This window comes from Chamaesiphon sp., assembly GCF_041737865.1.
Taxonomy (GTDB): domain Bacteria; phylum Cyanobacteriota; class Cyanobacteriia; order Cyanobacteriales; family Chamaesiphonaceae; genus Chamaesiphon.
This window is the reverse complement of the sequence record NZ_JBGSQZ010000299.1, coordinates 21,794-35,855: the sequence shown is the minus strand read 5'-3', so window position 1 is coordinate 35,855 and position 14,062 is coordinate 21,794. Positions and strand designations below refer to the sequence as shown.

The 14,062-nt window shown below is 46.9% G+C and carries 15 protein-coding genes; 8 read left to right on the top strand and 7 right to left on the bottom strand.

What is annotated here, in order from left to right; translation table 11 throughout:
* The first annotated feature begins 23 nt into the window (after positions 1-23).
* Positions 24-179 (top strand): PEP-CTERM sorting domain-containing protein, encoded by a 156-nt coding sequence (locus ACEW9J_RS23285; protein WP_373547459.1) that lies wholly within the window; start codon positions 24-26, stop codon positions 177-179.
* Positions 180-259: 80 nt separating this feature from the next.
* Here the strand turns inward: ACEW9J_RS23285 and ACEW9J_RS23280 are convergent, their stop codons facing one another.
* Complete coding sequence (locus ACEW9J_RS23280; RefSeq protein ID WP_373547455.1) at positions 260-2,512, bottom strand: transglycosylase domain-containing protein; 2,253 nt, start codon at positions 2,510-2,512, stop codon at positions 260-262.
* 183 nt (positions 2,513-2,695) lie between these two features.
* The gene (gene hpf / locus ACEW9J_RS23275; RefSeq protein WP_373547454.1) at positions 2,696-3,340 is read right to left on the bottom strand and encodes a ribosome hibernation-promoting factor, HPF/YfiA family; all 645 of its coding nucleotides are present in this window, start codon (positions 3,338-3,340) and stop codon (positions 2,696-2,698) included.
* Positions 3,341-3,807: 467 nt separating this feature from the next.
* Here hpf and thrB point away from each other — a divergent pair, with 467 nt between their 5' ends.
* Positions 3,808-4,707: a homoserine kinase gene (gene thrB, locus ACEW9J_RS23270; RefSeq protein ID WP_373547453.1), complete on the top strand. Its 900-nt coding sequence runs from the start codon at positions 3,808-3,810 to the stop codon at positions 4,705-4,707.
* Between the two features lie 260 nt (positions 4,708-4,967).
* Here the strand turns inward: thrB and ACEW9J_RS23265 are convergent, their stop codons facing one another.
* The 3 genes from ACEW9J_RS23265 to crtE all read right to left on the bottom strand — a co-directional run bounded on the left by ACEW9J_RS23265 (position 4,968) and on the right by crtE (position 7,027).
* On the bottom strand, positions 4,968-5,186 hold the full coding sequence (locus ACEW9J_RS23265; RefSeq protein WP_373547452.1) for a DUF4327 family protein: 219 nt from the start codon (positions 5,184-5,186) through the stop codon (positions 4,968-4,970).
* Positions 5,187-5,462: 276 nt separating this feature from the next.
* A complete protein-coding gene (locus tag ACEW9J_RS23260) occupies positions 5,463-5,918 on the bottom strand; it encodes a divergent PAP2 family protein (protein ID WP_373547458.1) in 456 nt (151 codons plus the stop codon).
* A gap of 194 nt (positions 5,919-6,112) precedes the next feature.
* A complete protein-coding gene (crtE, locus tag ACEW9J_RS23255; protein ID WP_373547451.1) occupies positions 6,113-7,027 on the bottom strand; it encodes a geranylgeranyl diphosphate synthase CrtE in 915 nt (304 codons plus the stop codon).
* A gap of 235 nt (positions 7,028-7,262) precedes the next feature.
* Here crtE and ACEW9J_RS23250 point away from each other — a divergent pair, with 235 nt between their 5' ends.
* Both ACEW9J_RS23250 and ACEW9J_RS23245 read left to right on the top strand, forming a co-directional pair.
* Positions 7,263-8,318: an AAA family ATPase gene (locus tag ACEW9J_RS23250; protein WP_373547450.1), complete on the top strand. Its 1,056-nt coding sequence runs from the start codon at positions 7,263-7,265 to the stop codon at positions 8,316-8,318.
* 20 nt (positions 8,319-8,338) lie between these two features.
* Positions 8,339-10,150 carry a VWA-like domain-containing protein gene (locus ACEW9J_RS23245; protein WP_373547449.1) on the top strand — a complete coding sequence of 604 codons (1,812 nt, stop codon included), beginning with the start codon at positions 8,339-8,341 and terminating at the stop codon, positions 10,148-10,150.
* 1 nt (position 10,151) lies between these two features.
* Here ACEW9J_RS23245 and ACEW9J_RS23240 read toward each other — a convergent pair whose 3' ends face one another.
* Positions 10,152-10,856, bottom strand: a complete 705-nt coding sequence (locus ACEW9J_RS23240; RefSeq protein ID WP_373547448.1) for a diacylglycerol/polyprenol kinase family protein — start codon at positions 10,854-10,856, stop codon at positions 10,152-10,154.
* 170 nt (positions 10,857-11,026) lie between these two features.
* On the opposite strand from ACEW9J_RS23240, the gene yidD reads away from it, so the two are divergent.
* The 4 genes from yidD (at position 11,027) to ACEW9J_RS23220 (ending at position 13,585) form a co-directional block, all read left to right on the top strand.
* Positions 11,027-11,254 (top strand): membrane protein insertion efficiency factor YidD, encoded by a 228-nt coding sequence (gene yidD / locus ACEW9J_RS23235; RefSeq protein ID WP_373547447.1) that lies wholly within the window; start codon positions 11,027-11,029, stop codon positions 11,252-11,254.
* A gap of 63 nt (positions 11,255-11,317) precedes the next feature.
* Positions 11,318-12,028: a M15 family metallopeptidase gene (locus tag ACEW9J_RS23230; RefSeq protein ID WP_373547446.1), complete on the top strand. Its 711-nt coding sequence runs from the start codon at positions 11,318-11,320 to the stop codon at positions 12,026-12,028.
* A gap of 142 nt (positions 12,029-12,170) precedes the next feature.
* Complete coding sequence (locus ACEW9J_RS23225) at positions 12,171-12,545, top strand: DUF3110 domain-containing protein (protein WP_373547445.1); 375 nt, start codon at positions 12,171-12,173, stop codon at positions 12,543-12,545.
* A 347-nt stretch (positions 12,546-12,892) separates the two neighbouring features.
* Entirely contained in the window at positions 12,893-13,585 is a 693-nt protein-coding gene (locus tag ACEW9J_RS23220; RefSeq protein WP_373547444.1) for a COP23 domain-containing protein, read from the top strand.
* Positions 13,586-13,689: 104 nt separating this feature from the next.
* On the opposite strand, the gene ACEW9J_RS23215 is transcribed toward ACEW9J_RS23220, so the two are convergent.
* Complete coding sequence (locus ACEW9J_RS23215; protein ID WP_373547443.1) at positions 13,690-13,974, bottom strand: hypothetical protein; 285 nt, start codon at positions 13,972-13,974, stop codon at positions 13,690-13,692.
* Positions 13,975-14,062: the final 88 nt, after the last annotated feature.

Below are 14,062 nucleotides of genomic sequence, written 5' to 3'. Positions count from 1 at the left end.
CGACAACTGCTGGACATAAGTTCATCGGCGATCTGGCTTTTCGTGTTGTCTCGCCCACAAGCGTACCCGAACCGATGACTATGCTGGGTTCGCTAGCTGCCGTAAGTTCGGCGATCGCATTCAAACGCAAACTCAAATCGTCAAGTTTGAAAGCCAAAGAACTTGTCAAAAATATCTAAAAATAACTTTAAAAGTAGAGGTAATTCATGAATTACCCCTACTTTTAAAGCTGAATCGATTATCAATTATCAATTATCAATTATCGATATACCGAACCCATATAGTTACCCCACAATTGTGCAGCTTGTGCGCTGCTACCTCGGGTGGGTGAATTATCATCATTACCCAACCAGACACCAGTAACTACATTGCGCTCGGGAATAAAGCCGATGAACCACAAATCCACGTTATCATCGGTAGTGCCAGTTTTGCCTACTTCCCCTAATCCGATCGCGGCATTTTTACCAGTACCATTAGTTACTACCCCCCGCATCATCGTTGTCAATGTGTCCGCAGTGCTAGCCGCTAGTACTCGCTTGGATTGGGGGTCTTTGGTAGCGTCATACATCACTCGACAGGTGCGAATTTGCTTGAGATCGCAGTTACTCGTATCATACACCCGCTTGATGACGCGGGGGCGATGCCAGATGCCACGATCGGCAACCGCACCATAAGCTCCCGTAATTTCGAGGATATTTACCACACTCTGACCCAAAATCAGGGCTGGAACCTCCTCTAATTTGGATCTAATTCCCATTTTTTGGGCGGTTTCGATCGCTTTGGGTAAGCCAATATCGCGTGCGACTCGCAGTGCCGTCACGTTCTCCGAGAGCGTAAATCCGGTGTACATATTTGCCGAACCGATCGCACCATGATTGCAACCAGGAAAACGTCTACCTCCCCACGACAATGGATCGCAGGAATAAGTCTTTCCCGGCGATATACCGCCCTCGATCGCCGCCGCATACCCAAACAGTTTAAAAGTCGATCCGGGCTGGCGTTGGGCATCTGTGGCGCGGTTGAATTGACTTTTTTGATAGTCCACACCGCCAACCATTGCTTTGACAATTCCAGTCCGACTATCGAGGCTGACGATCCCACCTTGAGAAAACCGATAGCTACTGCCAGCCACAGCGATATTTCGCCGCAGTGCAGCTTCAGCTTTTGCCTGCATTTGGAGGTTTAATCCAGTTTCGATCGCAAAATTGCCTTCTTTGGCTGTCTCAGTTCCCAAAATTTCCTGGAGTTCCTGAAATACGTAGCTATACAGATAGGGGGCTTTGGTATTGCTACTCGGAGCACAGGCTTCTGCTCGATAATTCATCGTCGATCTACGGGCTTCTCTAGCTTCTGCTGAGGTAATTGCGCCTGTTTCAAGCATTCTGGTGAGAACTAAATTGCGCCGCTCGATCGCTTTCATGCCTTTACGTCCCTGCTTATCTTCTACACAAGGATTGAAGATATTTGGCCCAGGCAGAATTCCGACTAACATTGCTGCTTCGGGGAGCGTCAGATCGCGTGCGGATTTGCCTAGATAGTGCTGTGAGGCATCCTCAAATCCATGCGCGTCATCGCCCAGAAATACCCGATTGAGATAGGTAAGTAAAATTTTATCTTTACTATATGTAGCCTCTAACTTGAGCGCGACGACGGCTTCGCGCATTTTGCGGGGGAGATTGTCCTCACTGCCGACATACGATCGAAATAAACTCCGCGCTACCTGCTGAGTCAGCGTACTAGCACCCTGAGTTAGTTTACCTTTTTGGCGTCCGACGACGATCGCCCGTCCTACACCCCACGGATCGATGCCAAAATGCCAATAAAAGCGACTATCTTCGGATGCAATCAGAGCTTTAGGAAGATAGTTAGAAAAATCGCTCAGATTTGCTAGATCTCTGTGTGCGCCTACTTTGGGCGGACGCAAGGGTTCTACTAGGTCTTCAGCGTATACCATCACTGGCCCATTGGCATCTGGAAGTGGATTGACAGCGATCTTGGTTGACTCTGCCAGGATTGCTACTAATAACAGACCGAACAGACTCCCCACACCATACAATCCATACCGGAGGAATTGGAGGTAGACAGGCGGTGGATCGAGATAAGTAATTTTGACTGCTGCTTTGAGTTCTGGTGGGCCGAGTGTAAAGGTATCGCCATTTCTGAGTGTAATTCGATCGACCCGTTTTTTGCCGCGATAGATGCCATTTGTCGAACCTTCATCTTTGAGCAAAAAGCTCGTACCTTGCTTTCTGTCTCGGCTCAATGATAAATGTACTTGACTGACAACTTCATTGCGAACCACGATATCGCAGGATTGGGAACTCCGCCCCAATACGTATTTCTCCCCCAGCAGTGGAAAAGTATCAGGCTGCGGGGCATCAGCATCTTGAACTAGCAGTTTTGGGACTCTGGCGTTGGGTTTGAGTGCCAATCGGGTAAAGTTAACTTTTGTCCGGTTGATGGCTTGGGTGAGTTGTGCCAGGAGTGTCTTTTTTGGTGGCTGAGAAGACATTTAGAGGCTGGGGGTGATAGAGCTTGGCAGTTTAGGGGCGTCCCTATTGAGTATGTCTATTTTAGCCCACGCCGGATCGACTAAAAATCCAAAAAACAGAAGGATCTGGACTAGATCCTCCTGTGTGAGGTTTAAAACATTTATGGTAGTTCTTTAGCGTGCGAACATTAGCTCTCGAGTCAGCTATACAGCCTTGACTTGGGTAGGTACTTTTCCAGTACTGCTATGACCATTGATCTCATTGGCACCAGGGCGAGGTTGAATTACCCCGAAACCCCCATGATTGCGGCGATAAACGACATTTACTTCTCCAGTTTCGGCACTGCGATACATGTAGAAATCATGATCGACTAGTTGCAATTGGGCTACAGCTTCTTCGATCGTCAGTGCAGACATTGCAAAGTATTTCGTCCGAACCACCTCTGCGGGTAATGTTGCCGCTCGGTTGTCTGTGAGATTATAATCTAATAGTTCCAAATCTAAATCTAGTTCTCCTAGATCCTTTGATAAATCTGTTCGATCCTTCTTGGTAAAATTGCGCTCTTTATACTTACGTAACTGGCGAGATATTTTGTCGGCAACTAAGTCGATACTTGCATACAAATCTTCGCTGGCTTCTTCGGCACGGATCGTGGTACCGTTGGCATAAATTGTTACTTCAGCTACTTGTGATGCAGCAATCCGAGGATTTTTAGCAACTGATAGATTAATATCGATCTCGGTTGTAAGTTGTTCAAAATGGCTGACTGCCTTTTCGATTTTTTGATTTACGTAGTCGCGGATGGCATCGGTAATGTCGATGTTCTTACTCTGGAGCACAAGCTTCATAAGCATCTCCCACTGGATATGATATTGGATTCAAGGTTGAGATCGGTAGAATTGTGGAAACCAATGTTTCCGCTGAAGCGAATTTTGCCCACTATGCTGACTAGGCTGCGTCCACTACTCTATAGTTTTGATTGCAGATTTTGCCAATGATTATCCGCAAGGAATAATGATAGCTACCTCACCTTTTTGTGACTAACTATACACTAACACTTTATAATCTATTCGCACCATTATTTCGATCTCTGATTTAAAAGACTTTGTATTTTGTGACATTCATTTACATCTCACACGATAGCCCGTCTCAATTACAATTACTGTTAGCTAACTTACAGTTTAGGGATTAGGCTTTAGGCTTTAAGCTTTAAGCTTGTTGGGATCTAACGCCTAACACCTAACACCTAACACCTAACACCTAACACCTAACACCTAATACCTAAAGCCTACCCTCTACCCTCTACCTTTTACCCATGATTCGCGTACCTGCTACCACTGCTAACTTAGGATCGGGCTTTGACTGTATCGGTGCTGCACTGAGCCTATACAACGAGTTTACCTTCACACCGATCGAGACCGAAACTTTAGTTATCGCTGTGCAAGGATTGGAAGCGGCTAGAGTCAATACCGATGCCACCAATCTTGCCTATCAAGCTTTCCTGAAACTGTATGGTAGAATCGATCGCACCCCACCAGTGATTCAGCTTGAAATTAGGCTAGGTGTCCCGCTAGCAAGGGGACTAGGTAGTTCGGCAACTGCGATCGTTGGTGGCTTACTCGGTGCCAACGATCTAGCTGGAAACCCCCTGTCCCCAGCAGAAATAATGCAACTAGCGATCGAAATGGAAGGACACCCAGATAATGTCGTACCTGCTTTGATTGGTGGTTGTCAGTTGGCAGCTACATCTGCGAGTGGGTGGGCGATCGCGGACATTCCTTGGCATGATACGATCGTGCCTGTCGTTGCCATCCCCAATTTTGAACTATCGACAGCAGAGGCTCGGAGTGTCTTACCGACTGAATATAGTCGCGCTGATGCGATTTTTAATACCGCTCATTTGGGTTTGGCGATCCGTGGCTTAGAGACGGGTAATGCAGCTTGGTTGACGGCTGCACTGACCGATCGCATCCACCAACCCTATCGTCAAAAACTAATTCCTGGCTATACTGATGTGGAGCAAGCCGTAATCGCCGCTGGCGGCTATGGCATGGTCATCAGTGGTGCGGGGCCGACTCTACTCGCTTTGAGTCGTACCGAATGCTCTGAAGCTGTCGCTACAGCCATGACTGAAGCTTGGGCAACGCATGATGTCATCGCGGTAGCGCACTCTTTGACTGTAGACATGCAAGGCGCGATGATAATTGATAATTGATAATTGGATTGTTAGGGTGGGGATTGGAGGATCGATCTTTGCTTCGATCCTCTTCATTATTTCAAATAAAATCCTTTACCAACAGCAAGGTAACGTTAGCTCGATCGAGCTAGAACGCTCAGTAAATAAAGTAAAATTCAGTTTAATGCGCTCGACGAAGAACAGAAGCTATGGCTTCGATGTTGAAATCCCTAACTGGACGGGTTTCCCGCCCAATACCCTAATCACCCAATTATCAACTATCAACTATCAACTATCAATTAATCCTCGTCCCAAGCTTCGACTTCAATTAATTCGCTGACGGGATCTTGGAGGGTAAATCCAAAATCTAGTAATTCATTTTTCCAGTATTGCCATTTGTCACCATAGAGGAAGGCAATCTTCCAAATTCGATCGCTCGGACTGAGAATCTTGGACGCTACCAAAGATTGTACTTGACGTTGCATTTTCACCATCGGGTGAAGCACTTGCTGAGTCATAGATAAAGATTTAATTGTTTTAATGCTTAATTGAAACTAACTTCCCGTTCGATACTCGTCCTGAATTGGTTACGCCATGTGCTGGGAAAGCTGTTCTTATATCTATACCGCAAAAAGATGGCTGTTGTCAAATTTAATTTCAGTCAACCTTGTTACCGATCTCGACCGATCGAGTGTAGTTTTTGGGCGGTATTTATGGATAATCCAGTTGACAAGTTCGAGAATTGCCCTGGCTATCTTTGTCAAGGAGCGATAACCGCGCCTGACGATCGCGATTTATTGAATCGCTGCAAATAGCCAATTAACTGCGATGCCTAACACCGAACCAGCAATGACTTGAACGGGAGTATGTCCTAACAATTCTTTGAGTTTTACTTCGTTGAACTTATGATCTTCGGAGAATAATTCTTCGATCATTTGATTGAGAATGCGGGCTTGTTTGCCTGCTGCTTGACGTACTCCAGCAGCATCATACATCACGACGATCGCAAATATTGTCGCGATCGCAAACTCGGCACTCTTCCAGCCCAAATTTTCGCCTACTCCAGCAGCCAATGCTGTAACTAGAGCAGAATGTGCACTAGGCATCCCCCCTGTAGTCGTCAAGACTTTGGCACTAAATTTACCATTTTGAATCAGATCGATAATCAGTTTGAGAACTTGAGCGATCAGACAAGCAGCAATTGCCACTAGTAAAATCCGGTTGTCTAGAATTTGACCGATCTCGTTGATGAAAGGTGCTGCTTTACTAACCATGAAAATGACCTCCAGCGAGGAAATAACTGAAGCAATATTTAACAGTTAGCATTTAAATACTATTGGGTTTAAACTTTTTGGAGTTGGTGCAAACTGCTTTGATGGGTAGGTAACTGGGCTGTCAATCGAAATTAACCGCTGGAGCGTGGATCGAATTGCTGACAACTGAATTAATTTTTCCGATCGGTAATATAATCAGCTAAGGCTTGAAGTGGTCTGGCTCGATCGCCAAACTCATTCAAAATAGCTTTAGCTTCAGCTACTAGTTTATCAGCTTGACGTTTGGATTCTGCTAGTCCCCAGAGTTTGGGATAAGTAGCTTTTTGAGCTTCGAGATCTTTACCTGCTGTCTTGCCGAGTTCTGCTTGAGTGGCGGTGATATCGAGTATATCATCGATAATCTGGAAGGCTAAACCGATATTGTGAGCGAATTTAGCTAGCTTCTCGATTTCTGATTCGGTTGCTCCAGCCAAAATCGCCCCACAGACGACACAGGATTTGAGGAGGGCACCTGTTTTGTGATTGTGGATGTAGGTGAGTGTTTCTACAGATATATCTGACTTGCCTTCTGATTCGAGATCGACTACTTGTCCGCCGACTAAACCATTGGCACTCGCAGCTCTGGCTAAATGAGCGATTGCTTTGAGCACCCTGTCAGCACTAACGCCCTGAGTCTGGGTAGCGACATACTCAAATGAATAAGCAAGTAATCCGTCTCCAGCGAGGATCGCGATATCTTCCCCATATACTTTATGATTTGTCAGCTTACCCCGTCGATAATCATCATTATCCATCGCGGGTAAATCATCGTGGATCAGTGACATGGTATGCACCATCTCTAAGGCGCAAGCCATCGGCATGACTAGATCGGTACTACCGCCAATCAGTTCGCAGCTAGCAAGGCACAACATCGGGCGCAATCGTTTACCACCAGCTAGTAATGAGTATCTCATCGCCTCATAGATGGTGTCTGGATAGCCAGGGCGAATCGCGGCGTCTAAGGCTGCTTCGATCTGGGGCTGACGCTCGGTGAGATAAGCGACTAGATCGAAGGTAATGGTTGAAGAGTCCTGGTTACTAGTCATTTGGTGCTAGAAGATGGAGAGACAATCTCTAGATAAGATCTTTGTCTTTGTCTATTTTACGAGGGATTGGTGCTTTTATACGCGATCTTGGGAATGTATAAAAAAGGTGAGGAGGGGGAGAATCCTGAAGCGGCAATACTCCTTCAAGATTTCGAGATATTCTATTCCCAGTAGATATCGCCAACCATTTGCCAAATTTTGGAGTTCGTTACAATAGCTAAAAGACTCGATCGTTATGCAATCTGCTCCTAGTCTGACTCCATCTCAACTCACGCCCTTCTTGCTCAATGTCGCGACGGTTTTACCTGTATTCATTTGGGGGCCACCTGGAATTGGCAAATCAGCACTAGTTAAAGATTTTGCTGAATCTGTCGGTTTGCCTTGTATCTCGTTATTGGGTTCGCAACTAGCCCCAGAAGATATTATCGGCGTACCCCAGATTGTCGATGGTAAATCTAGATTTTGTCCGCCCACGACAATCGCTCAAGACAGAGCTTATTGCCTATTTTTAGACGAACTCAATGCCTGTTCGCAAGAAGTCCAGAAAGCTTTTTACTCGCTAATTCTCGATCGCCGGATTGGGGAATATCATCTGCCCCCAGGCACGATCGTGATTGGAGCGGGGAATCGGGCTGAAGATGCGGCGATTACTCGTCCGCTCTCTTCCGCGCTCATCAATCGACTGCTCCACGTTCAACTACGGGTATCGGCTAAGGACTGGCTAAAATGGGCAGGGAGTGCCGATATTCACGAGCTAGTAGTCTCCTACATTAGCAATCGCTCCGACCATCTGTGGTCGAAACCTCCCAAGCATGAGGAGACTTTTTCGACTCCCCGCGCTTGGGAAATGCTATCGCGGGCACTTACTTCCTATGGCAACTCAGCAACTCTGGAGGATATCCAAACCATTGCAACTGGACTCCTGACTCCGAGCCACGCTCAACAGTTTGTGGCATTTGTCAAGTTGCGAGAACGCGCCCACGATTTGTCAGCTATTGTCAAAGGCGATGCTAGTTGGCCAGAAAAACCCGAAGAGCGGGACATTCTCTATTTTATGACGCAACAGTTACGCGATCGACTGATTAAGGAACTACCTGAAGATGAATCAAAAGTCCGCAAAGAAACCCGCGAGTTAGCCAACCGCTGTAAAGAGTTAATCGTTTCCCTCGCCCGAATTTCGACGGAACTGGCTCAGTTAGTCGTTACCGAAACTGAAAGTGGTGCCACCCTACCAGCTTGGTACACGATCGAGTTAGCCCGCGCACTGCCACGATTGGCAATGCAAAAGTAGCAATCTGCACCCATCTCGATATGAGTCAAAAACGCATCCCTCCAGCTAATATTGCGGCGATTCAAGCCGGATTAGGCATCGTCCACCACCATCCGATTTTCTCTTTTATTAATAGCTTCGCCAGTATCACTTATGGTGAAAACTTTGCTCGCGGTGGTTTTGCCCGAATTCTCGTCAAATCGAGCTTATCGATCGAGTTAAATCCCAGACACCAAGCCACTGCGGGCGAGTGGGCTTATGCGATCGCCCAATGTCATTTGCACATTGCTCTCAACCATATCGATCCGGTGCGGAGTGATGAACCCTGGCGGTTTGCCTGCGAACTAATTGCGGTAGATTGGCTGGCACAGATCGCCATCGGGACAGCGATTCATGTGCCAGGATTGCCGCTACCAGCCCAAAACCTGAAAGATCTCGCCGATTTATTGGGAGCCGATCTCGTCGCTGCGCGGTTAAAATATGGCAATCCGAGTACTGCTGGCGGTGGGCAGCATAGTTGGATTCATCAAGATGTCCAACCCTTGATTGCAGCGATTCGCAAACAGCATAGTGATGCTTTTGCGAAGGGGATTCGGAATGCAGTGATTCAAGCGGTAGAAACTGCGGGAGATCGATCTCGAAGTAAAGAACGCAACCCAAATTCTCTAGCTGAAAGAGCGCGGCGGTGGTTTGTGGCGAACTATCCGCTGCTCGCCTCTCTCGCGGCAGCTTTTGAGATCGTTGAAGATGCCGATTTGTGCCAGCAGATTGATATTTCCTTGGCTGCTGTCAATACCGAAATCCAACGGATCTATATCAATCCCAAATTCCCCTGGACTTATCCCCAGCTTCAGTTTGTGATGGCGCACGAACTCCTACATGTGGGCTTGCGCCATGAGGCGCGACAACAAGGGCGCGATCCGTTTTTGTGGAATATTGCCTGTGATTATGTGATAAATGCTTGGCTGGTAGAGATGGGCATCGGTGAAATACCCACGCCATCGCTGATGCTGGATCTGGGATTGGGATTCGAGCATGAATCCGCTGAGGCTTTGTACGATCGCATTGTCAAAGATCTGCGCCTGATGCGTCGATTGAAAAAGGAACGCACCCTGCGCGGGATTGGCAAAAGCGACATGCTCGGAGACAAGCCTCCCTCGTGGTGGACGGGCGTAGGTTGCGATCTGGATACTTTTTATCGTCGCGCCCTTGCTGATGGGTTAGATTTGCATATGGTGCAGGTTCAGCGCGGTTTTTTGCCTGGGGATCTAATCGAGGAGATTAAGTCGATCTTACAGCCGCCGATTCCGTGGGATGTCCAACTCGGACAATGGCTAGATAATTACTTTCCACCGATTGCCGCACGGCGGAGTTTTGCGCGTGCGAGTCGCCGTCAGTCTGCTACTCCCGATATTCCCCGTGCTGTGTATATCAAACCGCTAGAGCTACTAGCAGCGCGAACTTTTGGGGTAGTGTTGGATACCTCTGGCTCGATGGATAGTCCCACTCTAGCACGAGGATTGGGAGCGATCGCCAGTTACGCGCTGAGTCGAGAAGTACCTCAGGTACGGGTAATCCAATGCGATGCGGGGATTCACGATATGGGCTATGTCGAGTCAGAGCGATTGTTAGAAACCGTCGCAGTCAAAGGTCGGGGTGGTACAGTATTGATGCCCGCGATCGAGCGACTAGAGTCGGCGACTGATTTTCCCAAAGATGCACCGATCTTGATTATTACCGATGGTGAGTGCGACTATTTGACTGTGCGCCGCGCTCATGCGTTCTTATTGCCAGAAGGCGGAAGGTTGCCGTTTGACACCCGCGCGCCGATCTTTCATTTCGATCGTCAATAAGCTATCCCAGAGGGGCATTGCTCAGAAATCGATCTACCAAAAATGCTAAACCCGCACTGGTGAGTGGAACGGTAAGATTATCTAAACCCCATTGCGCGATCGATTCTACACCAGTAGCGACAATTGCCACTGGTATCCCCACTACCCAAGTTTGCCAAATATTACCATTGACGCTCAATAAGACGATCGACACGATCGCATAACTCACCACTAACATCGTCAATGTCCCTTCCCAGCTTTTGGTATTGCTGAAAATAGTATAAGGATGTTTGCCAAATCTCTGTCCGATAATCGCTGCCAATCCATCGCCCCAAGCCATAATTAAAATACCGATGACGCCATAGTGGGGGAGATTTAGATTCCAAAACACCGCTGTCAAGATTCCAATACTTACCGCATAAAAAAATGTGCCCAAACTCTTGCGCCCGACACTATTTACGCCTGGTAAAATAGGTAAACGATAAGAAACCAGTGTCACTATCCCCGCCAAAACTCCAGAGCTAATCCCCACCCAAGCAGGTAACTGGAGCAGCCACGCCAGGATAATGACATTACCCGTGCCGATATGGACTACTTTGCGGACTTGTTCGGGATTGGTATCTGTGTAGCGATGTAAAAGTTCGGAAATCAGTACAATCGCCCCAACATATACTGGAACTGTAGCAATTCGTAACCATAAACTAGATTCGGCGAAAAATATTTGCATTTGGATCGATGAAAGTTATTAGAATGCTTGGGATCGGGAGTCGCTGAGGGTAGAGGGTAGAGGGTAGTTGTACAGTGAGAATAGTTCAAAAAAACTTAATTTGACGAATCGGCTCAAGTTTCGAGTACAAACCAATCTTCAATTACTTTCGCCGGAGGTTCAATGATGTCATGAAAAAAAGTTTAATTCGATCGATCCAAGGTTATCGACGATTCATTTCTCCATTATTTCCCCCAAGTTGTCGATTTACACCGACTTGCTCCCAATATGCGATCGACGCGATCGATCGATTTGGGGCGATCCGAGGTAGTTATTTAGCTACCATGCGGATTTGTCGCTGTCATCCCTTCCACCCTGGTGGCTACGATCCCGTCCCTGAAGTCTCTAGCCCAGACTGATTTTGGATTAAAATCAATCCCGATTTACCGCTGTCAATTGTCAACTGTTTAACCCAGCCCCGCATGAAACCCTATCGTCAAATCCCAATCCAAGAATGTGGCGAACCACTAGTGGCAATTCCATTAGAGTTATTTGCGATCGAAACACCACATCCATATCTTAAATGTGGAGCAGATTACAATGGTAGCTCGCCTTATTATCTCCGTCAGGGAGTACTCGATCGCGTTATTCAAGCACAAGCGCGATTGCAGCAATTACATCCTGATTGGCGGCTCCAGATTTTTGATGCTTATCGTCCCGTCGAAGTGCAACAGTACATGGTGGATTATACTTTTCGCCAGACAGTCGCTCAACGGAAGTTAGATTTAGCGCGACTCTCAGACGTACATACAGCGCAAATCTGGCAAGATGTCTATCAAATTTGGGCGATTCCGAGTTTCGATCTGTTGACACCGCCGCCGCACAGCACGGGAGCGGCGATCGATCTGACACTAATCGATGAGCGTGGTAACTTAGTTAATATGGGTTCGCCGATCGATGAAATGTCTGATCGATCGCAACCTGGATATTTTGCCAACTCTGACGATCCAGTAGAGCAAGAATATCACCACAATCGCCAACTACTCGATCGAGTTATGACTGCTGCTGGATTGATTCGACATCCCCATGAGTGGTGGCATTTTTCGATCGGCGATCAACTTTGGGCGTGGTTAAATAACCAAAGCGATCCCCAGCATCCCATTCCAGCTTATTATGGAAGAATAGTCTTGTAGCTTGGCATTTTTCGATCGGCGATCGACTTTGGGCGTGGTTAAATAACCAAAGCGATCCCCAGCATCCCATTCCAGCTTATTATGGGAGAATAGTCTCATAGCTAGCGATCGGACTAATAACACATAGCTAACCACAAATTCCATGAGTGTTTTTGTCTTATTATTTAATGCGCGAACTGATAATGAGGGGATTTATTCAACTCAGGTTGGCGATCGAAATGTGATTTTAATGTTTGAACAAGAGGATGATGCAGTGCGTTATGCCGATCAATTGGAAGCGGAAGATTTTCCTAAACCGACGATAGAAGGGATAGATCCTGAAGAAATCGAAGAATTTTGTCAAGATTCTGACTATGACTGCATCCTCGTCACTGCTGAAATGTTGGTAACGCCACCTACTCAGAGTTTAGAAGAAACGGATTGGCAACCAGATGGGAAAAAACAGTTACCACAGGATGAAGTTAGTAATGATATCGATCTCGAAGCAATGCGTAAACGGCTAGAAAAATTGTTATAAATTTTGGACGACTGTGCGAAAGTGAAGCTGGTACATCCCTAGTCTTCCCATCCGGTTCGGTTCGTCAGGGATTGTGTCTTGTCGCGCTAGACCTGGAGGGAACCTCCAGAGCGCGCGCCGTAAACCGCTGCTAGTGTTGCAAAGCCCGCCTGTCTCGTTGGCGGAGCCTGAGCTTTACGCTTACGTCTAACTACTGTAAGTTTTCCAACAGGAGAAACTACGATTCAGGCTGTAAGCGATCGACACATCAAGATGGAACTTTTCCCATCGATCCTTTGTCTTGATAGATAAGAATTAAACATTCAAATACCCGCATTAAAACCTCGCCCCTGAGTGAAATTAAACCTATGAAAACATCCCTCAAAATTTGGAGCTGGGCAGTCTTAGGTGCTGTGTTGACAGCAAGTAGCGTTGGGGCACAATATGGCCCGCCTACGCCCCAGACAAGCGTGCCATCGGGTGGAAATCAAGTCCGCTTCATGTGTGAATCGATGAACAATGAGTCTACCGTCACTTATCGCCCGATCGATCGACCTGGAGAAAGATATGCGTGGGCAGTTCCCAGCACGATGGGGAGCAATTGGAATGCCGGAAAACGCTGTACCGAAATCGCGCGGAGATTGGAAGAATACCGCCGTGATGGACTCAAAGAACTGCGAACCGATGTCAAAAATCAGTATGATACTGTCTGTGTAACGACCGAACGAGATAGTGAATGTCGGCTGGTATTTACCGTACCACGCGGACAAGATGCGATCGCGACTAGAGATTCAGTCTTTCGCAATCTCACAATGGCAGATAGCGGACAAAGAACCACTGGTGTAAATACCTTTGCTGGTGGTGGAAACAGTGGTTTCGGCAATCTAGGCGGTAATAGTCCTAACTTTCAGCCAGCACCAAGAAATAGAGATAGTATCGATCTTCGTCCGTTTTTATCGACAAAAGATGGTGGTACTGCGACTCAGTTACGCGCTCCTAGCGCAACTCCCAACTCAACTATCGGCGATGCCAAAAAATTGAATCCCGATCGGTTCCGCTAATAGAAATTATAGCAATCGCAAACATCACATCGGGTAGGGGCAACTTATGAATTGCTCCTACCCTAGATTTTAGGAATTGGTACGCCAAGTTAGCTGCACGGCAACTAATCACTAGCCCATGCTAGGGCATCCTTAAAAGTAAATCCAGACATCTCATCGACGATTCCAACTTCGAGTACGGCTTGGAAAACGATCGAGCATTGGAGATTGGTAATGGTTTCTCGCTCGATTCCCCAAGTTTGGAAAAAAATTGATAGAGTTTTAGCTGAACCTGCTCCAGATTTATCTCCACCGATAATTAGACAGTACGGTGCATTAGATGTCTGTGGATATTCAATTAAGGTAAAGACATTACTTAGTTCTTTCTCCCAAACAGGTTGGTTTAACATATTTCAAGTTTACCGATCGCAGAACTCGATCGTGATTAAGTATTCCAACGGTTCGATATTTGGTAAGCTCAAAATTTAGAGTCGGGGT

What these genes read in the sequence shown, in the direction of transcription:
- ACEW9J_RS23280 (WP_373547455.1), bottom strand. Translation starts at nt 2,512, where the DNA reads ATGTCTTCTCAGCCACCAAAAAAGACACTCCTGGCACAACTCACCCAA.
- hpf (WP_373547454.1), bottom strand. Translation starts at nt 3,340, where the DNA reads ATGAAGCTTGTGCTCCAGAGTAAGAACATCGACATTACCGATGCCATC.
- thrB (WP_373547453.1), top strand. Translation starts at nt 3,808, where the DNA reads ATGATTCGCGTACCTGCTACCACTGCTAACTTAGGATCGGGCTTTGAC.
- ACEW9J_RS23265 (WP_373547452.1), bottom strand. Translation starts at nt 5,186, where the DNA reads ATGACTCAGCAAGTGCTTCACCCGATGGTGAAAATGCAACGTCAAGTA.
- crtE (WP_373547451.1), bottom strand. Translation starts at nt 7,027, where the DNA reads ATGACTAGTAACCAGGACTCTTCAACCATTACCTTCGATCTAGTCGCT.
- ACEW9J_RS23250 (WP_373547450.1), top strand. Translation starts at nt 7,263, where the DNA reads ATGCAATCTGCTCCTAGTCTGACTCCATCTCAACTCACGCCCTTCTTG.
- ACEW9J_RS23245 (WP_373547449.1), top strand. Translation starts at nt 8,339, where the DNA reads ATGAGTCAAAAACGCATCCCTCCAGCTAATATTGCGGCGATTCAAGCC.
- ACEW9J_RS23240 (WP_373547448.1), bottom strand. Translation starts at nt 10,856, where the DNA reads ATGCAAATATTTTTCGCCGAATCTAGTTTATGGTTACGAATTGCTACA.
- yidD (WP_373547447.1), top strand. Translation starts at nt 11,027, where the DNA reads ATGAAAAAAAGTTTAATTCGATCGATCCAAGGTTATCGACGATTCATT.
- ACEW9J_RS23230 (WP_373547446.1), top strand. Translation starts at nt 11,318, where the DNA reads ATGAAACCCTATCGTCAAATCCCAATCCAAGAATGTGGCGAACCACTA.
- ACEW9J_RS23225 (WP_373547445.1), top strand. Translation starts at nt 12,171, where the DNA reads ATGAGTGTTTTTGTCTTATTATTTAATGCGCGAACTGATAATGAGGGG.
- ACEW9J_RS23220 (WP_373547444.1), top strand. Translation starts at nt 12,893, where the DNA reads ATGAAAACATCCCTCAAAATTTGGAGCTGGGCAGTCTTAGGTGCTGTG.
- ACEW9J_RS23215 (WP_373547443.1), bottom strand. Translation starts at nt 13,974, where the DNA reads ATGTTAAACCAACCTGTTTGGGAGAAAGAACTAAGTAATGTCTTTACC.